At 63.5% G+C, this 19,165-nt stretch carries 21 protein-coding genes; 2 read left to right on the forward strand and 19 right to left on the reverse strand.

Annotated elements, in window-relative coordinates; all coding sequences use genetic code 11:
• Positions 1 to 55 precede the first annotated feature (55 nt).
• The 15 genes from G9C85_RS00130 to G9C85_RS00200 form a co-directional block, all read right to left on the reverse strand.
• On the reverse strand, positions 56 to 367 hold the full coding sequence (locus G9C85_RS00130; protein WP_166036146.1) for a hypothetical protein: 312 nt from the start codon (positions 365 to 367) through the stop codon (positions 56 to 58).
• Positions 364 to 4,431: a hypothetical protein gene (locus G9C85_RS00135; protein ID WP_166036147.1), complete on the reverse strand. Its 4,068-nt coding sequence runs from the start codon at positions 4,429 to 4,431 to the stop codon at positions 364 to 366. Before G9C85_RS00135 ends, G9C85_RS00130 begins: the two co-directional genes overlap by 4 nt.
• Before the next feature lie 321 nt (positions 4,432 to 4,752).
• Positions 4,753 to 6,501, reverse strand: a complete 1,749-nt coding sequence (locus G9C85_RS00140; RefSeq protein WP_166036148.1) for a hypothetical protein — start codon at positions 6,499 to 6,501, stop codon at positions 4,753 to 4,755.
• 1 nt (position 6,502) lies between these two features.
• Complete coding sequence (locus G9C85_RS00145; protein WP_166036149.1) at positions 6,503 to 7,324, reverse strand: hypothetical protein; 822 nt, start codon at positions 7,322 to 7,324, stop codon at positions 6,503 to 6,505.
• A complete protein-coding gene (locus G9C85_RS00150) occupies positions 7,317 to 7,544 on the reverse strand; it encodes a hypothetical protein (protein WP_166036150.1) in 228 nt (75 codons plus the stop codon). The genes G9C85_RS00145 and G9C85_RS00150 overlap by 8 nt, the downstream gene beginning before the upstream one ends.
• 83 nt (positions 7,545 to 7,627) lie before the next feature.
• Positions 7,628 to 9,406 (reverse strand): hypothetical protein, encoded by a 1,779-nt coding sequence (locus G9C85_RS00155; protein ID WP_166036151.1) that lies wholly within the window; start codon positions 9,404 to 9,406, stop codon positions 7,628 to 7,630.
• 5 nt (positions 9,407 to 9,411) lie between these two features.
• Entirely contained in the window at positions 9,412 to 9,720 is a 309-nt protein-coding gene (locus G9C85_RS00160) for a hypothetical protein (RefSeq protein ID WP_166036152.1), read from the reverse strand.
• Complete coding sequence (locus G9C85_RS00165) at positions 9,713 to 10,084, reverse strand: hypothetical protein (RefSeq protein WP_166036153.1); 372 nt, start codon at positions 10,082 to 10,084, stop codon at positions 9,713 to 9,715. The genes G9C85_RS00160 and G9C85_RS00165 overlap by 8 nt, the downstream gene beginning before the upstream one ends.
• Positions 10,085 to 10,142: 58 nt before the next feature.
• The gene (locus G9C85_RS00170; protein WP_166036154.1) at positions 10,143 to 10,442 is read right to left on the reverse strand and encodes a hypothetical protein; all 300 of its coding nucleotides are present in this window, start codon (positions 10,440 to 10,442) and stop codon (positions 10,143 to 10,145) included.
• Positions 10,439 to 10,885 (reverse strand): hypothetical protein, encoded by a 447-nt coding sequence (locus G9C85_RS00175; protein ID WP_166036155.1) that lies wholly within the window; start codon positions 10,883 to 10,885, stop codon positions 10,439 to 10,441. The genes G9C85_RS00170 and G9C85_RS00175 overlap by 4 nt, the downstream gene beginning before the upstream one ends.
• The gene (locus G9C85_RS00180) at positions 10,875 to 11,297 is read right to left on the reverse strand and encodes a hypothetical protein (RefSeq protein ID WP_166036156.1); all 423 of its coding nucleotides are present in this window, start codon (positions 11,295 to 11,297) and stop codon (positions 10,875 to 10,877) included. The genes G9C85_RS00175 and G9C85_RS00180 overlap by 11 nt, the downstream gene beginning before the upstream one ends.
• A 92-nt stretch (positions 11,298 to 11,389) precedes the next feature.
• Complete coding sequence (locus tag G9C85_RS00185; protein ID WP_166036157.1) at positions 11,390 to 11,821, reverse strand: hypothetical protein; 432 nt, start codon at positions 11,819 to 11,821, stop codon at positions 11,390 to 11,392.
• Between the two features lie 4 nt (positions 11,822 to 11,825).
• Entirely contained in the window at positions 11,826 to 13,268 is a 1,443-nt protein-coding gene (locus G9C85_RS00190) for a hypothetical protein (RefSeq protein ID WP_166036158.1), read from the reverse strand.
• Between the two features lie 112 nt (positions 13,269 to 13,380).
• A complete protein-coding gene (locus tag G9C85_RS00195; RefSeq protein ID WP_166036159.1) occupies positions 13,381 to 13,653 on the reverse strand; it encodes a hypothetical protein in 273 nt (90 codons plus the stop codon).
• The gene (locus G9C85_RS00200) at positions 13,650 to 13,898 is read right to left on the reverse strand and encodes a hypothetical protein (RefSeq protein WP_166036160.1); all 249 of its coding nucleotides are present in this window, start codon (positions 13,896 to 13,898) and stop codon (positions 13,650 to 13,652) included. The genes G9C85_RS00195 and G9C85_RS00200 overlap by 4 nt, the downstream gene beginning before the upstream one ends.
• A gap of 153 nt (positions 13,899 to 14,051) precedes the next feature.
• Here G9C85_RS00200 and G9C85_RS00205 point away from each other — a divergent pair, with 153 nt between their 5' ends.
• Positions 14,052 to 14,336, forward strand: coding sequence for a hypothetical protein (locus G9C85_RS00205; protein ID WP_166036161.1), 285 nt, complete (start codon positions 14,052 to 14,054; stop codon positions 14,334 to 14,336).
• A gap of 12 nt (positions 14,337 to 14,348) precedes the next feature.
• On the opposite strand, the gene G9C85_RS00210 is transcribed toward G9C85_RS00205, so the two are convergent.
• A complete protein-coding gene (locus tag G9C85_RS00210; protein ID WP_166036162.1) occupies positions 14,349 to 15,236 on the reverse strand; it encodes a hypothetical protein in 888 nt (295 codons plus the stop codon).
• A gap of 33 nt (positions 15,237 to 15,269) precedes the next feature.
• Entirely contained in the window at positions 15,270 to 15,629 is a 360-nt protein-coding gene (locus G9C85_RS00215; RefSeq protein WP_166036163.1) for a hypothetical protein, read from the reverse strand.
• Positions 15,630 to 15,754: 125 nt separating this feature from the next.
• Here G9C85_RS00215 and G9C85_RS00220 point away from each other — a divergent pair, with 125 nt between their 5' ends.
• Positions 15,755 to 16,750, forward strand: coding sequence for a Cdc6/Cdc18 family protein (locus G9C85_RS00220; protein WP_166036164.1), 996 nt, complete (start codon positions 15,755 to 15,757; stop codon positions 16,748 to 16,750).
• An 87-nt stretch (positions 16,751 to 16,837) separates the two neighbouring features.
• On the opposite strand, the gene G9C85_RS00225 is transcribed toward G9C85_RS00220, so the two are convergent.
• Both G9C85_RS00225 and G9C85_RS00230 read right to left on the reverse strand, forming a co-directional pair.
• A complete protein-coding gene (locus G9C85_RS00225; RefSeq protein ID WP_166036165.1) occupies positions 16,838 to 17,797 on the reverse strand; it encodes an O-methyltransferase in 960 nt (319 codons plus the stop codon).
• A gap of 3 nt (positions 17,798 to 17,800) precedes the next feature.
• On the reverse strand, positions 17,801 to 19,162 hold the full coding sequence (locus G9C85_RS00230; protein WP_166036166.1) for an ATP-binding protein: 1,362 nt from the start codon (positions 19,160 to 19,162) through the stop codon (positions 17,801 to 17,803).
• Positions 19,163 to 19,165 lie beyond the last annotated feature (3 nt).

Here is a 19,165-nt window from a genome sequence, read left to right on the forward strand (position 1 = left end):
GACCGCGCTCCCGCTGCGGGAGCTCCCGTCTACAGCTCGTGGAGGTCCAGCGGGTTCACGACGGGAGCACCCCGCGGGCGGCCTCGAGGCCGCGGTCCACGCTCTCGAGCAACCACGCGATCGCGTCGGCGATCGCGCCGAGGTCGACGACGAGACGGAACCCCGGAACGACGCCGGAGACCGCGACGAGCCCCACGAGCACGAGGACGGCGCCGAAGCGCAGCCAGAGGCCGACGGCTGCCGCGATGGTGAGGCCGTCGCGCAGGTGCTTCACGGCGACCACGCCGGTCGCGAGCACCGCGATGCTCCCCGGCACGCCGATGGCCTCCAGGAGGCCGCCGACGAGCAACGGCGCCGCGAACGTCAATTGCCGTCACCTCCGAGGTTGATGGGTCGCGGCTTGAAGTACGAGTAGACGATGTAGACGGCGCCGATCACGACGATGATAACGACGCCGGGGATGACCTCGCGGGAGCTGATGGCGAACGCGGAGATTGCTCGCCCGATGCCAGCTGAGATTGCTCCACCGCTCAGACTCTCCATGATGAAGAGGCCGCCGCCGACGGCGACGCCGAACGGGAGCGTCTTGCTCCGGCGCGGGATGGCGATGGAGCCGGCGAACGGGATGCCGATGCGGCGGCGGTCGTCGCGACCACGACCGAGGCTCCGGGCGACGAACCACGTACCGAGGACCGCGGCGACCCACGTCGCGAACAGGAGCACGGTCTTGCCGCCGCTGGACTCCTGTTCGACGGGGCCGCCGGGGCCGGAGACGTCGGCCGGGCTACTGAGCGGGTCGGTCTCCTCGTCGTCGTCGAGCTCGAAGACGAGCACCTCGCTGGAGTCGTCGTCGACGAGCGTAATCGGCGAGTTGGCGGTCCCGGAGTCTCGCGCGATCCCGTCGGTCACCGACCACAGTACGTAGCTCGCGCCGTCCTTCGCCTCGAGGTAGGTGAACGCGACCTCGTCGCCGGCGTGGTCGCCGGGTGAGACGACGAACTGGGGTTCGGTGCTGCGGGGGTCCTCGACCTCGAGGACGACGTCGCCCTCGCTGTTCACCTCGACGGGGATGGTTGAGACGCGCGCCTCGCCACCCTCCGGCGCGTTCGGGAGCTCGAGGCGACTGTCGCCATCGTGCTGGATGACCTGCCGGGAGTCCGCGCCCGTCCAGCTCTCGTTGCTCGAGTAGCGCACGAGCGTCTCATCGCCGTCGTGCGGAAGCACGATCGCGGAGTCGCCCGCCCAGCTCTCGAGCTTGATGCGGGAGTCGAGCGTCGAGCCGTCGGTCGTCGGCTCGAGCACCTGGATGCTCCCGTTCTGGACGTCGACCTTCCGGCCCTCCGAGCGGACGTCGACGCTGGTGTTCGCGCCGACCTCGCCGAGTGAGACGGTAAGCGTGGTGTTCTCGAGCGAGTAGTCCGCGCTCTCCACGTCGCTCCACGTGCTGCCGTTCGTGCGCATCTCGAGGTTCCCGACCTCGACGACCTCGCCGGTGAACGGAATGGTGAGCTCGGCGCCGCTCGTCGAGGAGGCGTAGTTTTTCGAGACGCTGTAGCGCTCGGTCCACTGGGTGGCCTCGTAGTCGACGGTCTGGGACGCTTGCGCGCCGTGGCTGTAGTTGAAGCCGACCGAGGGCTGTGGGGCGTCGGCGGAGACACTGGCGAGCTGTATCTCGACGTCGTTGGTGCCCTCCTGGACCCAGGCGGTGTCGGTGGTGAGGTCCGCGGTCTCGCCGTCCGCGAGGCGGCCGGTGTAGTCGGTCGCGTTCCCGTTCACGACGACGGTGGGGTCTTCGGTCTCGGTGACCTCCTGGACCTCGAGGGTGACGCGGACCTCGGCGGCGTTCGTCACGACGTCCAGCGCATCGGTCGAGCGCGTGACCTCGCTGGCGTCGTACTCGACGGTCTCGCCGTCGGTGAGGAGGCCGGAGTGCGTGACCTCGTAGGTGCCGTCGCCGTCGACGTCGACGTCGGGGTCCTCGGTGACGTTGACCTCGGTCGCCTCGAGCTCGTAGTCGGCGCTCGGGCCGGTCCCACTCCAGCCGAGGGTGTTGCTCCCCGTGGAGAGGTCGAGCGTCCGCGAGGCGGTCTCGCCCTCTTTGAGGAGGCCGTCGACGCTGGCGTCGTCGTAGCCGTCGCCGTCGACGTCGACGCCGACGTCCTCGGTGGCGGTGCGTTCGTTCCAGTCGAGCGTGTAGTCGGCTTGATAGCCGACGTTGAGCTCGACGCTCGAGACCGAGGTCGTCCACTCGCTGACGGCGACCTCGGCGGTCTCGCCTTGGTTGAGGATGCCCGCATATGAGGCCTCGCTGTTGCCGTCGCCGTCGACGTCGAGGCTCGGGTTCTCGGTGGCGGTGTTCTCGGTCCATGAGGCGTCGAGGTCGACGGTGCCGTCGGCGAGCTGGACGTCGACGGTGGAGTCGGTTGTCGAAAGGTCGAACGACCGCGTGACGGTCTCGCCCTCGGTGAGGATACCCGAGTAACTGGCGTCGGGCGATCCGTCGCCGTCGACGTCGATGCTCGGGTTTTCGGTCGCCGTCCGGTCGGTCTTGGTGAGGGTGTAATCTATCGAACCGAGGGCCCCGCCCGAGAACGTAAGCGATGACGCGCTGGAGCCGATGTTTAAGCCGGTCGTTTGGGTCTCGCCCGGTTCGAGGCTACCGATGGACGCGCTGGCGCTGTTTTCGCCGTTCGCGGAGACCGAGACCGACGACGGCCCGCCGATGACTCGGATGGCAACCTGTTTGCTGCTCGTGTACGTACTCCCGCCCGACGTGTAGGTATGCCGCGTGTCGGTCGGGGATTCGTCGCTTAGGAAGTTACAGCTCCCGCCGTTTTCGGTGCTTTGCGTGTCGAACCTGACCGCTATGTTGTTAGACGAGACGTCAGTCGGAGTATCGAATTGAAGGGTCATCCATCCAGATTGATACTCGAAAGTGGCTCCGTCCGCAACCTTGGTCCCGTCGTTGAAATCAGTATCAGCACCCTCCTCTACCACATAAATATCAGTGGTTATCTGACCGAGGTCTGCACAACCGTCTCGAGTCTTGAAGGAAACCGCTGACAGTCGTCCATCGGGGACGTTAGTAAGCTCTGCTTCAGGCGTCCAATCACCGAACGCACGAGCGAAAATGTCGTCGGTGCCGTCCCAACTTTGATGGGTTCCTTGGTTCGCCGTCACGGAGACCTCGGGGTTGTTGTTCGCGGGTCCGGTCGGGTCGATGTTCCCGGTCACTGAGATACCATCGCTGGCGTCCAGCGAGAGGGAAGAACCGGAGTGGTCGTTAGACGTGGTTTGCGTGTTCCCGGTGAAGCTGACGCTCTCGTCGGTCGGGGCGAGGTTTCCGTTGACGTCGATGCTCTTGCTCGCGCCGTTCCCCGCTCCCGTGAAGGCGACCGAGTCGGCCGTCGTCGTGCTGTAGCCGGTGAAGGTGACCGTCGGGTCCGTGGGTGCGAGGTTGCCGTTGACGTCGACGCTCGTCGTCTGGCCGGTCGTGGCGGCGGTGGCGCTCGCGGAGTCGGACGTCGTCGACGTGCTCCCGGTAAAGGTAATGTTCTCGTCTTCGGGCTGCTGGTTGCCGTCGACGACGATCGTGTCGTCGCTGGCGGTGGTGCCGGTCCAGGAGTCGAGCGTCGTCGAGCGCTGCCCCTCGAGGACGATGACGGGCGCGCCGTCGGTGCCGGGGCCGCGCAGGGGCGCGTTCCCGGCGAGCGAGACAGTGCCGCTCTCGCCGTTCGCGAGGAGCGCGGTTTCGTTGTCCCACTCGGTGGCGGTCTGCCCGGTCACCGAGACGTTGTAGTCGGTGACGGCGTCGACGTCGTTCACGTCGTACGTGTACGTGCTGCCGCTCGTCGCGCTCGGTGAGGAGAGCGAGAGCGTGCCGTCGAACGTGACGGTGTTCGTCGAGAACTTCTCGACGCCGAACTCCATGAAGCCGTCCGAGTAGGTGGCGACCGAGCGCCACGTCTCGCCCGAGGAGTGCGCGCCGTGGATGACGCGGGGCTGGTAGCCGAGGGCGGTCTCGAGGGCTTTTGCGTTCATCGCGATGCGGCGGCCGTCGTGGTTCGCGCGGTCCTCGAGGATGATGGCGACCTGTCCGCTCTGGAAGACGCTCGTGTTCTCGCCGGCGAGCTCGTCGGCTTGCTCGGGCGTGGTGACGGTGACGTTGAGCGTCTCGGGGTGGTCGGTGGTGAGGACCTCGCCGCGGAGGTCGCTGGCGTCGATCGGGAGCGTTCCGTTCTCTGGCTGGACGGTCTGGATGTTGCCGTCGGGGATGACGGTCATGCCGTCGGGCGGCGAGGTCGCGCTCGAGGCGTCGAGGGACGACGGCGCCGAGCTCGAGGCGGCGAGTGCTGGCGCGACGCCGGCGCCGGCGACGACGGACGTCACGAGCACGAGAGCGAGCACGAGCGCCCGGCTGCGGTCGCTCACGTCCACGCACCTCCGTCCGCACGAGCGTTCCCGCGTGGAAGCGCACGAGCGAACCCACGAGCGTGGATACGCGCGAACCGCTCGGGTGCGCGAACCCCGCGGAGCCGCGCCTGTGCGATTGCCGCGAGGCCGCGCCCGCGTATGGGGTTGGCCAGCGACGGCGCGCTCGCGCGTTGGGGCGAACGCCCAGAGGCGTGTTTATGCGTGCCCCCCCGTGCGTTCGCTCTCGATACGCGCGCGTATGAGGGCGAGCGAGGCCGGCCGCCGCGCCGCGAGCGCCGGCGACGGGGGTACCCCGGTGCCGTCGGCTGATTCGCGAATCTATCCACGGCGAATCACCTCCGCAGCGCTCTCGACGTCGTCGACGTCGAGGTCGTCCTCGTCGAGGCCCTCCCCGTGCGGGCGCTCGCTCCCGAGCGTGGTCTCTGCGTCGTCCCGATCGTCCTCGAGCTCGGCGCGGTCACTATTGTCCGCGGCTACGATCGCTGGCCGGTCAGTATTGTCCGCGTCGTCGACGTCGTCGCCACGATCGTCGTCGACGTCGTCGTCCTCAAGGCCGGGCGTGCCCTCGAGGCCGATGCTCGGGATGGGGATGCGAGCAACGACGACGCGCTCGCTGCGGCCGAGGTCCTCCATCCAGACGACGCGCTCGCCGTCGACGACCTCGGTGCCGTCGAACGCGAGCGCCTCGCTCGGGCTCTCCAGGCGCTCGACGACCTCGCCGTTCGTGAGGTCGATGTAGCCGTCGCCGGGGTCGGAGACGTAGAGGCGGTCCTTGTCGTTGCGCTGCCAGCGGTTCCAGACGCCCCGATCGTACTGGAGGCCGTCCTCGGCGTCGTCGCCACGATCGTCGTCGGCGTCGTCGGGCTCGCCGAGCTCGAGGACGAGCTTCCGGTCCTCGCTCTCGGTACCGGCCTTCACGTCCGTCCAGGCGTACGGGCTAAACTCGCTCTGGTCGTACATGATGGCTCGACCGACCTTTCGGTCTGACATGATGTCGGCGTACATCGGTACCGTCGAGAACCCCTGCGGGATGGAGCGAGCCTGCCCGCTGCGCGGGTTCGGTGTGCCGTCCGGCATATCGATACGGACGTCGAACTCCTCGCGCGGCATCCAGTGCGCTTTGTTCTCGCGGTGGATGACGCCGAACCAGCTCGCTCGGGCGCGCCGGGAGTCGTCGAACGCCTCGCACCACACCACCATCTTGCGGTACGATCGGTGTGCGTCCTGCTCGGTGTCTGACCGAAACAGGTGATGGAACTCGTCGTAGATGACGCTCGTCCAGTCGCGGTTGGTGACCTCGTCGACGCGAGCGAGCCAGTAGGCGACCCACCAGTGCGTGAGGGGCGTGCCGCCCTCGTCGCCCATCGCGTGCCACTCGGGCGTGAACGGGAGCGTCTCGCCGGTCCTCGAGGACGCGGCGGTGAGCTCCTCGCACCCGGAGAAGGACGGGTCGGGGTAGACGACGTTGAACGTGCCGTTCGGGTGGCGCTGGATGGCCTCGGCACACTCGAGGACGTCGTCGTAGTAGCGGACGTCGCGGACGAGGTCGGCGATGTCGTCGACGTCCTCGGGCTCGCGCCCGGTGGCGTCGTAGACCCACGAGGCGTCCACAGAGGCGTTCGCGGGGAGCCAGAGCGTGACGTAGTCGCGGACGGGAAGCCACTCGCTGCGGTGCGGTGAGGCCGCCCAGACGACGGTCTCGTCGTTCTCGTCCATGAGGCGGATGCCCCAGTTGAGGTTGTCCGTCGACTTGCCGCAGCCCTTCTCGCCGACCTTGAGCCAGTTGGTTCCACCGCTCGACGTCCACTCGTCGGCGGGTTTCTCGTGGATGAGGGTGTCGGGGTAGACCTCGTGGTCGTGGGCGTCGGGGTCGAATGCGGGGATACCGAAGCGCATGCGCATCTCGTAGGCATCGGTCCACCACTCGGGCGCGTCGTCGACGTCCTCGTCCTCGAGGATGCGACGGCCCTGGCGGGTGCCCTCGCCCCAGTCGTAGTCGTCGGGCGGGCTCCACTCGGCGCTGCCGTTCGTGTCGGTCGTGGTCGTGTTGGTGTCGTGAGTGCTCATGTTAGCCTTGTGCGAAGGTGAGGCCGTCTTTGGATTGCTGGGCCAGCTCGCCGGCGCTCATGCGCTTGATGCCGCGGACGAACGCGGGCAGCAAGGTGTGGACCGCGAACCGCTCGCGGTAGCGCCGGGCGTGGGATTCGTCGTCGACGTCGACGTCCAGGAGGAACTGGCGGGCGACCTCGTCGCGGCCGACCTGCGCGGGGAGCTCCTCGTCGACGGCGCCGTTCGTGGCGGCGTTGAGCTCGTGGAGCCAGTCCATGAGGGCGCGGTCATCGTCGAAGCCACCCCAGAGCCGGGCGAGCGCGCGATGCTGGCGGTCGTCGGCCTGCTGGAAGCCGGGGCGCATCGCGACGTGGTCCTGGCCGCTCGGGTCGATGTCGGCCGGGTTGACGTCGGTCTCGTCGCCGTCCTGGGTTTCGATATACTCGCCGCTGCGGCGCCGGAGGTCGTTGTACGCGCGATGCGAGGCGGGGAGGACGAGGTTGCGCTCGAGGCGGTCGCGGTAGTCGCGGGCGGCGTCGGCGCCGAGGAGCTCGCTGGAGTCGTCGACGAACGTACGGCGCTCGGGGCCGGTGACGAGCGCCGTGATAAGGACGCGGTCGCGAGCGAGGTCAACGGGACTCCAGGCGTCGGCGAGATAGCCGAGCGTGCGGACGGTGGCGCGCTGATACCAATCGATGGCGGCGCGCCGATCGGGGAAGCCGTCGCGAAGGCCGTACTCGACGCGGTCGTCGTCACCCTCCAGGAGGACGCGCTGGTCGTGCAGGAGCGTGAGGAGCGCCGGTCGCGTCGGCGCCTCGTCGGCGTGGATGGCCTCAGGCATGGTTGGCCTCCTGAGCGTTCTCGATTGCGACGACCTGGACGAGGGTGACGACGCCGGCCCACGCCGGAACCATCACGATCCAGGCGCCGATGCTCCCCCCAAACGTGACGTGGACGAGCGCGATGAACGCGAATCCGAGGAGCGAAATGACGACGTAGGTGCCGGCGAAGACGGCGGTGAACGCGAGGACGTCGTCGACCAGTGACTCGCCCTCAGTCATCGTCGTTCCCCTCACTCTTTCTGGCCGCATACCACGCAGCAGCGACCGAGGTACCGAGACCCATCCCGGATACGAGGATAACATCAGTCATCGGCGACCACCAAGTCCTCGTCGTCGGGGTCGGGTGACTGTCGACGGCGCTGGCGCTCGCGTTCGTCCTCGCGAGCGCGGTCGCTCTGTTCGTCGACGTCGGTGCTGGTGTCGTCCTCGAGGCCGAGGTCGCCCTCGTTCATGCGCTCGGTAACGGTCTTGTCACGGCGCGAGGCGAGCGCCCGTGCCTCGAGGGCGGTCGTGCTCTGCTCGCGCCACGCGATCTCCTCGAGCGCCTCGATCGTTTTCGCGTCGTCGTAGGTCGTCCGTCCCTCGGCGACGGCTGCGCGGGCGTTGAGCTGGTGGTACGGCGCCGGCTCGAAGTTGACGCTCCCGGTGTCGACGCGGATGGCGAGCACGAGGAACGTCGCGAGCGCGGCGAGAGACGCCGCGCTGAAGAGCCCGAAGTACGCGCGGGTCGCGTAGAACGCCACCGTTGGGAGCGCGACGAGCGAGGCGATGCGGCCCCAGTTGATGCGGGCGGCGCTCTTGGCCCACTCGGGGCGGTCCTCGAGGCTTTCGAGCTCGTCGTCGTCGAGCTCGCTACTGAGCGCGAGGTCGAACCCGAGCGACGGCGCCGTATAGTGAACGGCCTCGTCCTCGAGCGGGTCGGCGACAAACTCGACGTCGCTGGCGTCGCCCTGGTTCTCCAGTCGCGTCTGGAGCTCGTCGACCGAGAGCGTGGGTGCGGTGCCTCGCCAGCGCGCGATGAACGGGAGGATGCCGGGCTTGACGGGCATGAGGTCGCCGTCGTCGGTCTCGACGAACTCCAACCGATCCGTCTCGGTATAGGTGACGTGCTTGGCGTCCTCGCCGGTGGGGCTCTGGGCGTCGCCGAGCTCGTCCCGGCGGAACAGCGCGCGCTTTGTCTCGCCGCCGCCGACCTCGAGGTAGGCGACGAACGCGACCGCGGCGATCGTGAGCCCGGAAATGATGGGGAGCGTCGTGAGCACGACCGCGAGGTCGTACCACGCGGTCCAGGCGACGCCGATGATGCCGACGATGGCGATGAACCCCCAGCCGCCGAGGCCGAGGCCGGGGCCGCGTCCGGCCTGTTTGAGCATACTGTGGCCCTGCTTGAACCCGGCGAGCGTGCCGAGGATGCCCGGCCCAATGACGTTCCAGAAAAGGAACATGGAGAGGCCGCCCCAGGTACTGAAACCGATGCTCTGGGTGGTCGGGATGCTCCGGTGGGTGAACGTCCATCGCGCGCCCTCGAGGGGGTCGCCGTCGCCGTTCTCGAGCCACATGGTGACCTCTTTCGAGTCGTCGTAGTGGCTCTGGAGCGAGACGTTCGTCGTCGCGTAGCCGCTCTGGAGGTCGATCTCCTTGCGCTCGGTCGTCTGGTTCGCGACGACGGTCTCGCGGCGCGTGGTGTTGCCGTCCTGGACGGTGACGCGCTCGGTGTCGTAGTAGACGACGACGAGCTCGGCGTCCATGTCGTCGACGTCACCGAAGCGCCCGGAGTAGACGGTGAGCTCGTCGGTCTTCACGGTCGACCCGGACTCGAGGTACTTCCATCCCGGCACCATCGGGTTCGGCTCGGAGTGCCGGACGGAGACGAATCCCCAGGAGAATTGGCGTGCGGAGTCGGGAGCGCCCGCGGGCTTGACGCCGCCCTGGCGGAGCTCCTCGAGGCTGTAGTCGGCGGTGTCGTTCGACGTGGTGCTCGCGCCGGCGCCGGCGCCGGCGCCGTCGACGGCGACGACGGCGATGGTGGCGCTGGCGACGAGCATGAGCACGCCGAGCGCGATGAACGTTCGATTAGTCATGTCTGTTAGGGGTTCCTCCACTTGCCGACGCCCCACGCGCCCACGAGCACGACGAGCATCGCGGAGACGCGCCAGCCCCAGTCGGCGGTGAGGAGGTCGGGGCCGACGAGGAGCGCCGCGACGCCGGCGGCCAGCGCCACCAGCGCGGGGCCACTCGCGCGGAACAGGAACCAGTCACCGCCGACGTCGACGCTCGGGTCGTCGTCGTCCTCGGGCATCATGAAGCGGACGAACGTCCGCCACGCGAGCCAGAGGATGATGGCCGCAGCGACGGCGTACCGGGCGACGGGTGGGATTGCACCGAGGTCAGGCATTACGCCAGACCACCCCGACGATGACGGCGACGAGCGCGAGGATGGCGAAGCCGTTCGCGTCGAGGCCGAGGTCGCCCGTGAGCGCGGCGTAGCCGAGCCCGATCGTGGCGAGGTCGACGGCGATGAGCGGGCCCTCGGCGAGGGTGGACGCGCCTTGCTCGAGGACGATGAAGGCGAGGCCGGCGACCGTGAGGACGAAGACGCGGGTGACGGAGAGCACGCCGGCGGTGACCGCCTGGATGCGGTCGCCGACGCGCTCGGCGGTGCGGTCGGGGCTTTCGCCCGAGCGTCGATCGAGCCAGGCACCGATGATGGCGTAGCCGAGGACGACGATTATCAGGCCGGCGACGATGCGCACGATCACGTGCGACCACCGCCGCCGGCGTGCGATTCGTTCGTATCGTGGATGTGTCTGTCATGTTTCATAGGAATCGGTCTTCGAGGGAGTGCCAGACCGGCATGAGGCGCCGAATCAGGTAGAGCACCGCGAGCACCATCGCGATCTGCTGGACCGGGACGTTCGCGAGCCACGCGACCTCGCCGACGAAGTAGCTCTCGGCGATGCCGGCGGCGCCGGCGAGCGCGCCGACGTGCTGCCACCCGACGGTGAGGAGCGCGTTGAGGGGGTCGATGAACCCCCAGACCCACGCGAGGCCGGCGGTGACGGTGGTGAACGGGTGCGTGACGGCGCGAGCGAGCCGGGAGTCGGTGTCTTCGGTCATGGGTTGATTCCTCCGATCGCGGTGAGGAGCGCCTCGAGGGCGCGCTTCAGGACGACGCCGAGGAGCGCGAGCTCGAGCGCGATGAGGCCAGCGACGATCGGCGCGGCGAACGGGCCGGTGGCGTCGACGAGCCCCAACAGAACTTGGTTGTTGAGGTCGACGAGCTGGCGATGCGCCGCGAGCACGACGTCGCCGAGCTCGCCGCCGCCGTCACCGATCGCACGGTACGCGGTGGCGAGTGCGGTCGTGGCGCTCTCGACGAACCCGGCGGTGGTGCGCGCCATGATGATAGCGACGGCCGCGAGGAGCGTGCCGACGACCTGCCCGAGCCGGCCGACCGGGTTCGTGCCGAAGAACTTCGCGAGCGCGATGAGCTCGCCGACGTAGGCCTCGAGGACGCGGAGCCGCGAGAGCGTGCCGTCGTCGTCGCCGCTACTGGACAAGGCGAGTCACCCCCCAGGCGACCGCGTAGCCGAGGACGAGCACGACGGCGACCGCGAGGACGAACCCCCAGAAGCCGTCGAAGATACCAGAGTTGGCGGTCTGTCGGAAGGCCTGCGCGAGTGCGTCGCCGACGCCGCCGACGCGGCGCACGCCGTCGCTGGCGTGGCCGGAGAGCTGGCTGGCGACGGGAGCGCCCTCGAGGATGCGGGTGACGAGCGTGGTGCCGGCTCGGGTGAGCCAGTTGAACGCGCCGATCGGGAGCGCAAAGTTGGCCTCCAGGACGTCGGCGACGCCGGAGGTCACCGCGAGGGTCACGGCGCCCACGGTGGCCGCAGCGAGCTTCCCGAGCTGAAGGAACGGGAAGCTGTCGCTGGTATACTGACTGTGCTTGTCGAACCAGTCAGGCGCCACGCGCGGTCACCTCGAGGCGATCGTCGTAGGTGGCCCTCCAGGAGCCGAGCGCGGTCGCGAGTGCGTTGCGTCGGCTGGGTCGGGCCATCGGTCTAACTGTCCGAGTCCTCCTCGGTGCCGATGAGCGGGAAGTCGGTGAAGCTGAACGGGATGGTGTCGCCCGTGGAGTCCTCGCTCAGGTAGCGCGCGACGAGGTACCCACCGGCGAGGATGACGGCGATGGAGGCGGGGAAGCCGAGCACCCAGAAGGCGTCGACGCCGTCGGCGCTGGCGCCGGCGCCGGCGCCGAGGATGTTCCCGACGCCGCCGAGGAGCTCGCCGATGACGTCGTTGCTGATGCCACCGATGAGCGCGGTCGTCGGCTCGATGAAGAACGACGTCACGGCTTCGATGATGTTCGCGGTCTGGAGCCCGAACGCGATGATGGGGAGCAACAGCACGCGCTGGATGACGGCCGATGGGCCACCGTCTCCGCCGACGGCCGTCTTGATGCGCTCGTACTGGGCAATCCAGTCGGTAGCCATCGGTCTACCCTCCGAACTTCTTGCGGATGCCGGCGATCCCGAGGATGGACGCGATGGCGCCGGGGAGCCCGAAGATGGTGTCCCAGATGCCGCCGCTCTCCTGTGCCATCGGGCCGCCACCGCCGGGCGACGACGCGATCGCCTGGAGCTCGCTGTCGGTGAGCTTCATCTGATACTTGATGACGACGTTCTGGCCGGGCTGGAGGGTGTCGTCGACGGTGACGTTCGTGCCCTCGTTGCCGTAGGCGCCGGTCTTGTCGGTCCAGCTGGAGATGTCCGAGAAGTTGGTGTCTCCCGTGCCCTCGGCGTACTCGACGGACATGAGGCGGTCGCTCGTAACCGTCTGGGTGTCCGTGAGGTTCGCGTTCGCGTAGCCGAGGTCGTAGGCGTCGGGCAGACTCAGGCGGTAGTAGACCGTGGACGTACCCGCGTACGCGGGGTACTGGTCGCTCTGGGAGACGTTGACCTTCTCGTCGGCCGTGGAGAGGTCGCTCGCGCGGAACTGCATGGCGACGCGGAGGTCGTTGATGGTGGCGCCCTGGAGGGCGCTGCCGACGGAGTCGACGGCCTCGAGCTCGAGGTCGCCGCCGGTCTTGGTCTCGTGGATGGTGGTGGTCTCGAGCTCGTCGTCGCCGTCGGTGTCGGCGAGCTTGTCGCCGAACGACCACTGGCTCATCTTCTCGAGGTTGAGGCCGGCGACCTCGAGGGTGGCGTCGCCGTCGACGACCTCGACGGTGACGCTCTCGACGTCGTCGAAGTTGCCGTCGCCGGAGCCGTCGGTGTCCATCTTGCCGAGCTGGCGCTGGTAGATGAGGCCCTCGCCGGTGGCGTTCCCGATGAGGTCCTCGCCGCTGGCGCGGTCGGGGTCGACGACGGCGGACTTGACGTCGCCGTCGGCGTCGGTGACGTTGACGTAGACGGTGGCGGCGGAGTCGACGCTCTCGACGTCGAGGACGAGCTGGAGCATCCGCTTGTTCTCGTCGCTCGTCACGGTGAAGTTGTTGAACGTCGAGGATGCGGAGTCGCCGCTCGTCATCGTCCCGCTCGTCGAGAAGCGGACGGCGTCGACGCCGGGCGCGGTCTCGACGTCCGAGCTCGTAAGGCCGGAGTCGGCCCACTCGCCGGCGTCGATCGCGGAGACGTCACTCTTGTCGTGCGGGAAGGCGTCCCGATCGGAGAAGTTGACGTCGGTCGCGGTGTACCGGTAGGGGTTGTCGTACGAGGCGTTCACGCTCGCGTTGAGCGATTTGGTCTCGCCGTTGTCGCCCTCGTAGTCGGTGGGGGCGTCGCCGACGTCGTGCGCGCTCTTGGTGACCCACGTGGACGTCTCGGGGTTGGGCGCGACGTCGGACTCGTGGTTGACGACGAGCTCGCTGGCGGCGACGGCGCCGGCGCTGCCGACGACGAGGACAGCGAGGAACGCGGCGAGGAAGCGACGCCCCCTCATGCTCCACCTCGCTCGTCGTTGCTGCGGAGCGCGTCGACGATCGCGTCCTCGCGGACGGCCTCGAGGCCGTTCTCTTCGACGGCGTCGGCGACGTCACCGGGGTCGACGTCCGTCATGCTGCGGCCTCCTTGCTCGCGCCGGCGTCTCCGACCGTGACGTTGTCTTCGTCCGTCTCGCTGTTGAGGTCCGCGACGGCCTCACCGGCGAAGTTGAGGGCGAACGCGGCGGCCCCGAGGATAGCGCCGGCGGCGAGACCGAGCTCGGGGAGACCGACTCCGCCGTTCGTGACCAGGACTGCCGCGGCGGTACCGCCGAAGCAGACGGCCGCGAGGGACATCGATGCGTGACCGAGGGCCCGCAACCGATCGGGCGTACTGTCGGTCATGCCCGTCCTCCATCCGCGCCGGTCTCGAGGTCGGGGCGGACGTGGCGAAGCGGCCGGTCGGGCTGTGCGGGTTGCTCGTCGACGACGTCGGTGGGGACGTCACCGTAGTCGATGACGTCCGCTCGTCCCTCCTGGACGTCGAGATCGTCGAACGTGGTCTCTTCGCGGCGTTCGCGCGCGAGCTCGTCGTCGCTCGCGACTGCTGGGTCGTTCCCGCGCGCTGGCGGGTGATTTCTACCAGTCATGGGTAGGGGTCGCGCCCTCGGGTCGCTCCCGACGGCGTCACCCGCGCATTACCACACGGTCGCTAAGATGTCCGGAAACCTAAAGGAAACCTCAACGAATCCTTAAGGAAACCTCGAGGATAAGTAGCTAGCACCCGACAATCAGTACATACCATGACTGACCTCCGCACAATCCAGGGGATGAACGGAAGCGGGTACCTGTCGCTTCCTATTAACTGGCTTCGTCGAAACGGGTACGCCGAGGAGGGGGGCGACGAGGTAACTTTCAACGGGACTCTCGCTGTGGATACCCTCGGCGATGGTGCTATCTTAATTCGACCAACGGACGACAGAGGCGATCTCTCTCAACTCGAGGATTGTGAACCAGTAGAACGCTTGGCTGCACAGCGGGCGATGAACCTCATGGATAATTCGGGCGTGAGTGCACTGAGCGATTGAGTCATAAATCAGTTACCCTAAGACAATGAAGTGTGCGAAAATCACACCTGCATTCTGAATCAGCCTTCTGGTAAATCTACTTGGTCTTTCGTCCATTTCTTCTAATCCGTACCTTCGATATAACATGAACACTTGAGACGCTAACAATGTTGTAACACCAAACAGTAGTAGAGACGTTAGGAGATTCCCAAAAATGAGCCATCCAAATAAGACGCCGAAGGATCTTCGAGTCATTCCGAGAAACAGTCCGTGAATCAATTGAGCAGTCTCTCCAAGATATGGGATTACCCGCCGGTCTTTCATCTCTCGGAGCTTTTTAACCGATTCAGGAACGTCCTCCTCTGGTAGCTCTAACTTCCGTGCTGACCTGATAGCTCGGTTCCGGTTGATCCGCCGCCAGTAACTAATCGGATGCCTATTCGCTTCTTGAGTTGCCAGAATCGTTTGGTAATATCGAACATCCTGTCTTGCGAACTTAATCCTGAGTGCCATCGGCGTCATTGCAGCCCCGATCGTAAGAGCAAACCAAGCCTGTGTTGGCCCGATATACTGGAAAGTAGTCGAGACAATCTCCGAAATTTTCATCAATGCATATATGAATCCCAACGCGCTGATTTCGGTCATCAGCTCTTTCGACCAAGTCATAAAACCGGTACCATCGGTATAATACGTCGTCATCACCACTGCGCGGCGAATTATTGTGAGAAGAGCCAGTCCTATCAGTAGTATTTTCAAACTCTGATAGACAGTCGAATCTTCCGGATATGCGAGGACGATTGTTAAGATTAAGGTATAAAAGGCTATTTCGAAATCGACAAACGTCCCTCTTGAATAATCGCTCTTGATGGTCTCGGCCTCAGGGAGCCGATCTATATCTTCCTGCCTACTTGAATCGGCCATGAGATCTTATCCTTCGCTATTGACGGTGTATTCTCAGCTGTTGTCCTCAGATTTGGGTGATCCGAATATGAGTCCCAGGAACCAGAACATGATCCCGATACTCACTTCTAGCATCCAAAACATCGCCTTGATGCTAAATACGAATCCCCACCAGCAGATTTTGAAGGGCAGGAGAAACAGCCAGAGTAGTACCGAGCCGCCAGAGGACTTTCCTTTGATTTCGTCTCGTGGTTTTACTTCCTCGTCGTCGACCTTATCACCGTATTTTTCCAGAACGTCTTCGACTTCGGTAATGGAGCAATTTAATTCTCTTGCGAGTTCGCGCTCTGTGTAGTCTGGTTCGTGGGCTGCTAAGGAGAGGATGTCCTCTTCTAGGTTACTCAGTTCAATCATTCGACAGACGATTCCTTCCGCGCCAATAATTTAGGTATTCTGGCCAGTGCTATCCCATTGTTTCACTTTCACTTTCACCCCGCCTGGATCCCGCTTACATTCCTGCCTCTCACAGAGACTGGAGTATGATACAGAACGGTCGCGCTCTCCGACAGGAGCACGTCCCGAGCGAGCTCGTACACCGCGACGGTGAGATCGACGCGCTCACCGCGGCGCTCGGTGGTGGACGGAGCAATCTGTTCGAGGACGTCATCGTCACCGGTCCGTCCGGCGCTGGGAAGACGTCGACGACCCGGTACGTTCTACGGAAGCTCGAGGAGGCGAGACTCGACGTCGAGACCGGGTTCGTGGACTGCATCGGGGCGAACTCGAGTACGGGCGCGCTCGCCGGCCTCGTTCGTGCGTCCGACCGGAGCGCTCCCCTGGATCCGCGAGCGAACGCGCGGACGGTCTTGATCGAGCGGCTACGCGAGATGGACAAGGAGTTTGTCGCCGTTCTGGACGAAGCCGACGTCCTCGAGGACAAGCAGATCATCCAGGCGCTCTACAGCGTGCCGAACGTGACGACCGCGCTGGTCTGCGTGAACTACGACGACCTCCTCATCAACTGCGACACGCGAATCCAGAAGCGCATCCGGACGTTCCGGCACGTCGAGTTCGACTCGTACGGCGACGACCAGCTCGCCGACATCCTCTCGAAGCGCGCCGAGGTCGGACTTCTCCCAGGCTCCATCGACGAGGAGACGATCTGGTACATCGCGGATAAGGCCGCCGGCGATGCACGCCTCGCCATCGCGATACTCCGGCGCGCCGCGAAACAGTGCTTCGACCTCCGTGACGAGGAGATCATGATCGACGTCGTCGACGACGTCGCCGACGCCGCACGGAACGAGATCGCCTCCAGGTACATCGAGAAACTGAGTACGCACCAACGCATCCTCTACGAGGTCGTCCGGGAGGAGGGCCCGATCCAGGCGGGCGACCTGTATGCGGAGTACCGCAAGCGTGCGACGGATCCGAAGGCTGATCGCACGCTTCGGAGTTACCTCAACTCGATGCAGCGCGAGGGGCTCGTCGAGAAGGAGGGTGGTGGCAGATATACAGAATACGACCTCGTTTGAAAGCCAAAGCACCGCCTCATCTAGCAAATTCTATATTTTGGCCCCGCTAGAACTTGCTTATTGAAACCGACTCACAACAGAAGATATCTAGATCTCGGATTCTACAAATTTGGGAAAATATCGGTATAGTTCGGCATACCGTTCCACGTGGCGGTTTGGGGCATGGGAATCAATATTGCTCGGATCTGTTGGGAGTTGCTTGTTCAAGCTCCTCATTTCGTCAAAGGTGAGGGTGGGAGTTTTAAGGTTGTAGGCCTCCGTTCCTCGTTTAACATACGAGATTTCGTCAAGGTTCGGACCTAATTCTGTTTGGGTAATATCACTCCGTGTAAGAATCCCTCCAACAGTCCTCATTTTCGCCCCGTCGCTATATCTGATGTTCAGCAGTTGCTCAAACCTCAAATCTGACTCGGTTGTTCCGGCATTTCGCGTAGGAAGGAATTTTTCTTGAATTTGGTTTAACATAATCCTCCTGCAGACCTTTCCATAGCCCCATCCTCGGAGATCCTTTCTGGTTACGTCTTCCGGTATTACCTCCCGTGAAAGATTTTCCTCCAGCTTCTCCATCATAGTTAGGTTATCGCCATCATCTCCAGAGGGGTTCGGCGTACTCGGATGAGCGTTTATAGTTACGAACAGTAAGCTATCTTCGGGGGCATTAGTAACGAATTCTCTTATATCAGACAGCATATATGTAGTGAGTTGATCAGTATAGTCTAACCAAAGGATCGTTGGTTCGTCCCATTCTATCTCTGGGAGGACCTCTGTCGACTTTCCGAATCTCAAGTCGACACAGTCGAATGGTTTATTGAATTCGAACCTCTCCCGCTCATCATCTTCCCGTTCGATGCTAATTATATCATCTATGTGTAGCTTCTCATGGAACGATTTTACGTCAGTGAAGAATGGGGATCCAAATCCGATATAGCGGTAACGACTCATGGGCTGCACCGAAGGTATACGCAGGAGGAGATCGGTCATCATGTTTCTCTCTACACTTTTCGCAGGCCTTAGCCTGTAATTGATCTCCTCAAACGCCTTTGGCATCTATTACTCCTCCATCCCTTCCAGTTCCCAGAAGTAGTCAAAGGTCGCCTCACCGACTGCTCGATAAGAACTTACTTCAAGTTCCTCCATTGCTCTTTCTAATTCCTTCTTCGGCTTCGTATAACGAACCGTTCCCGGTGAGGTATCATCTGCGCTTTCTTCCTCTTCTTCCTTTGGGGAGGGACCTTTGAAATTCTGAGTATCCTCTGATTCGACGCTCATGATATCCGTTTTTTCGGATTGAGTTACCCTCTTCTCTAACTCGGGTTCCTCATCTTCATCTTCTAACTCTCTCTGTTGATCTCTTACTGTGTTCAAGAAATTGATTACTGGCCTAGCCATAGAAATCATCTTTTGTCGAGCTTTTTGGAACACCTCTGAATCCTCGTTTACGCCCGTCTTGGTCGTATTCCAGGGTAATGTGCCAGATTGATCACTCTCGAAGTACACCATCCCTCGGAACCGGTTAAATTGACCGTGGAACTTTGGAAGGAACTCGACTGATTTCTCTCCAGTCCAACCAGTCGTTGCCGTATCGTCAGCTTCCAGCACAAGACGACCATTGCAGAATACGTACCACCCACCTTCTTGATTGGACTTGTCACCGAGTCCACATACAATCTTCACATCAACATCACCGTCTTTGGTATGGAAGGTGAATTCGTCGTATGCTGGTTCAAGCTCGTCTGATTGGAAGATTTCCATTTGTCTATACGTCAAGTTTTGCCGATTCAAAATTACCTCGAAACCCCAGTTCAGATATTGCCTATTTTTCGAAGTGAGTTTTTCTGCGAGTTCACTTTCAAATGATTCATCCCCGAATTTTTCGCTCGGTTTGTCTCTGAGGTCAGTGATCAGAATTCGCGTGCCTTCCTCATCTAATTCTCCGTCAGACTGTTCGTCGAGCATCTCAATGGGAAAGTCCCACTTTTCTTTGTCATTCAACCAATCCTCAATGTTAACCTCAATCCTGTAGTGAGAATCCGATGTTTTGGATTCGATCTCAAAGTAGGAGCCTATTTTGAATAGTGATCTCTTCATTCCAATCCCGAATTCCCCAATTTTTGAGGGCATCTCACGATCAAGTCCATCGGGTCGACCGAACCGGAATGCATATTCCTCGGCGACTTCCAGAGGGATGCCCCCACAATTGTCTGTGATCTCCAAAGAGGAAGAGTCCATATCGATGACGCAACGATAGTTGGGATATTCGGTCGTTTCCGAAACCTGCCTAGCAGCCCCATCAATGCTATTATCAACAAATTCTGGAATTGTATCGACCAATTCCACGTCCTGTGTTAGTATGTCTACGAAAAATTCTTTGACTGGCGTCGCGTTTGCTTCCGGGGGATTGCTGTCATTCATTGT

It is taken from the genome of Halorubellus sp. JP-L1 (assembly GCF_011440375.1).
Classification (GTDB): domain Archaea; phylum Halobacteriota; class Halobacteria; order Halobacteriales; family Natrialbaceae; genus Halorubellus.

Coding starts and splice junctions, on each gene's coding strand:
- G9C85_RS00140 (WP_166036148.1), bottom strand. CDS start 6,501: ATGAGCACTCACGACACCAACACGACCACGACCGACACGAACGGCAGC.
- G9C85_RS00145 (WP_166036149.1), bottom strand. CDS start 7,324: ATGCCTGAGGCCATCCACGCCGACGAGGCGCCGACGCGACCGGCGCTC.
- G9C85_RS00150 (WP_166036150.1), bottom strand. CDS start 7,544: ATGACTGAGGGCGAGTCACTGGTCGACGACGTCCTCGCGTTCACCGCC.
- G9C85_RS00155 (WP_166036151.1), bottom strand. CDS start 9,406: ATGACTAATCGAACGTTCATCGCGCTCGGCGTGCTCATGCTCGTCGCC.
- G9C85_RS00160 (WP_166036152.1), bottom strand. CDS start 9,720: ATGCCTGACCTCGGTGCAATCCCACCCGTCGCCCGGTACGCCGTCGCT.
- G9C85_RS00170 (WP_166036154.1), bottom strand. CDS start 10,442: ATGACCGAAGACACCGACTCCCGGCTCGCTCGCGCCGTCACGCACCCG.
- G9C85_RS00185 (WP_166036157.1), bottom strand. CDS start 11,821: ATGGCTACCGACTGGATTGCCCAGTACGAGCGCATCAAGACGGCCGTC.
- G9C85_RS00190 (WP_166036158.1), bottom strand. CDS start 13,268: ATGAGGGGGCGTCGCTTCCTCGCCGCGTTCCTCGCTGTCCTCGTCGTC.
- G9C85_RS00195 (WP_166036159.1), bottom strand. CDS start 13,653: ATGACCGACAGTACGCCCGATCGGTTGCGGGCCCTCGGTCACGCATCG.
- G9C85_RS00200 (WP_166036160.1), bottom strand. CDS start 13,898: ATGACTGGTAGAAATCACCCGCCAGCGCGCGGGAACGACCCAGCAGTC.
- G9C85_RS00205 (WP_166036161.1), top strand. CDS start 14,052: ATGACTGACCTCCGCACAATCCAGGGGATGAACGGAAGCGGGTACCTG.
- G9C85_RS00210 (WP_166036162.1), bottom strand. CDS start 15,236: ATGGCCGATTCAAGTAGGCAGGAAGATATAGATCGGCTCCCTGAGGCC.
- G9C85_RS00215 (WP_166036163.1), bottom strand. CDS start 15,629: ATGATTGAACTGAGTAACCTAGAAGAGGACATCCTCTCCTTAGCAGCC.
- G9C85_RS00220 (WP_166036164.1), top strand. CDS start 15,755: ATGATACAGAACGGTCGCGCTCTCCGACAGGAGCACGTCCCGAGCGAG.
- G9C85_RS00225 (WP_166036165.1), bottom strand. CDS start 17,797: ATGCCAAAGGCGTTTGAGGAGATCAATTACAGGCTAAGGCCTGCGAAA.
- G9C85_RS00230 (WP_166036166.1), bottom strand. CDS start 19,162: ATGAATGACAGCAATCCCCCGGAAGCAAACGCGACGCCAGTCAAAGAA.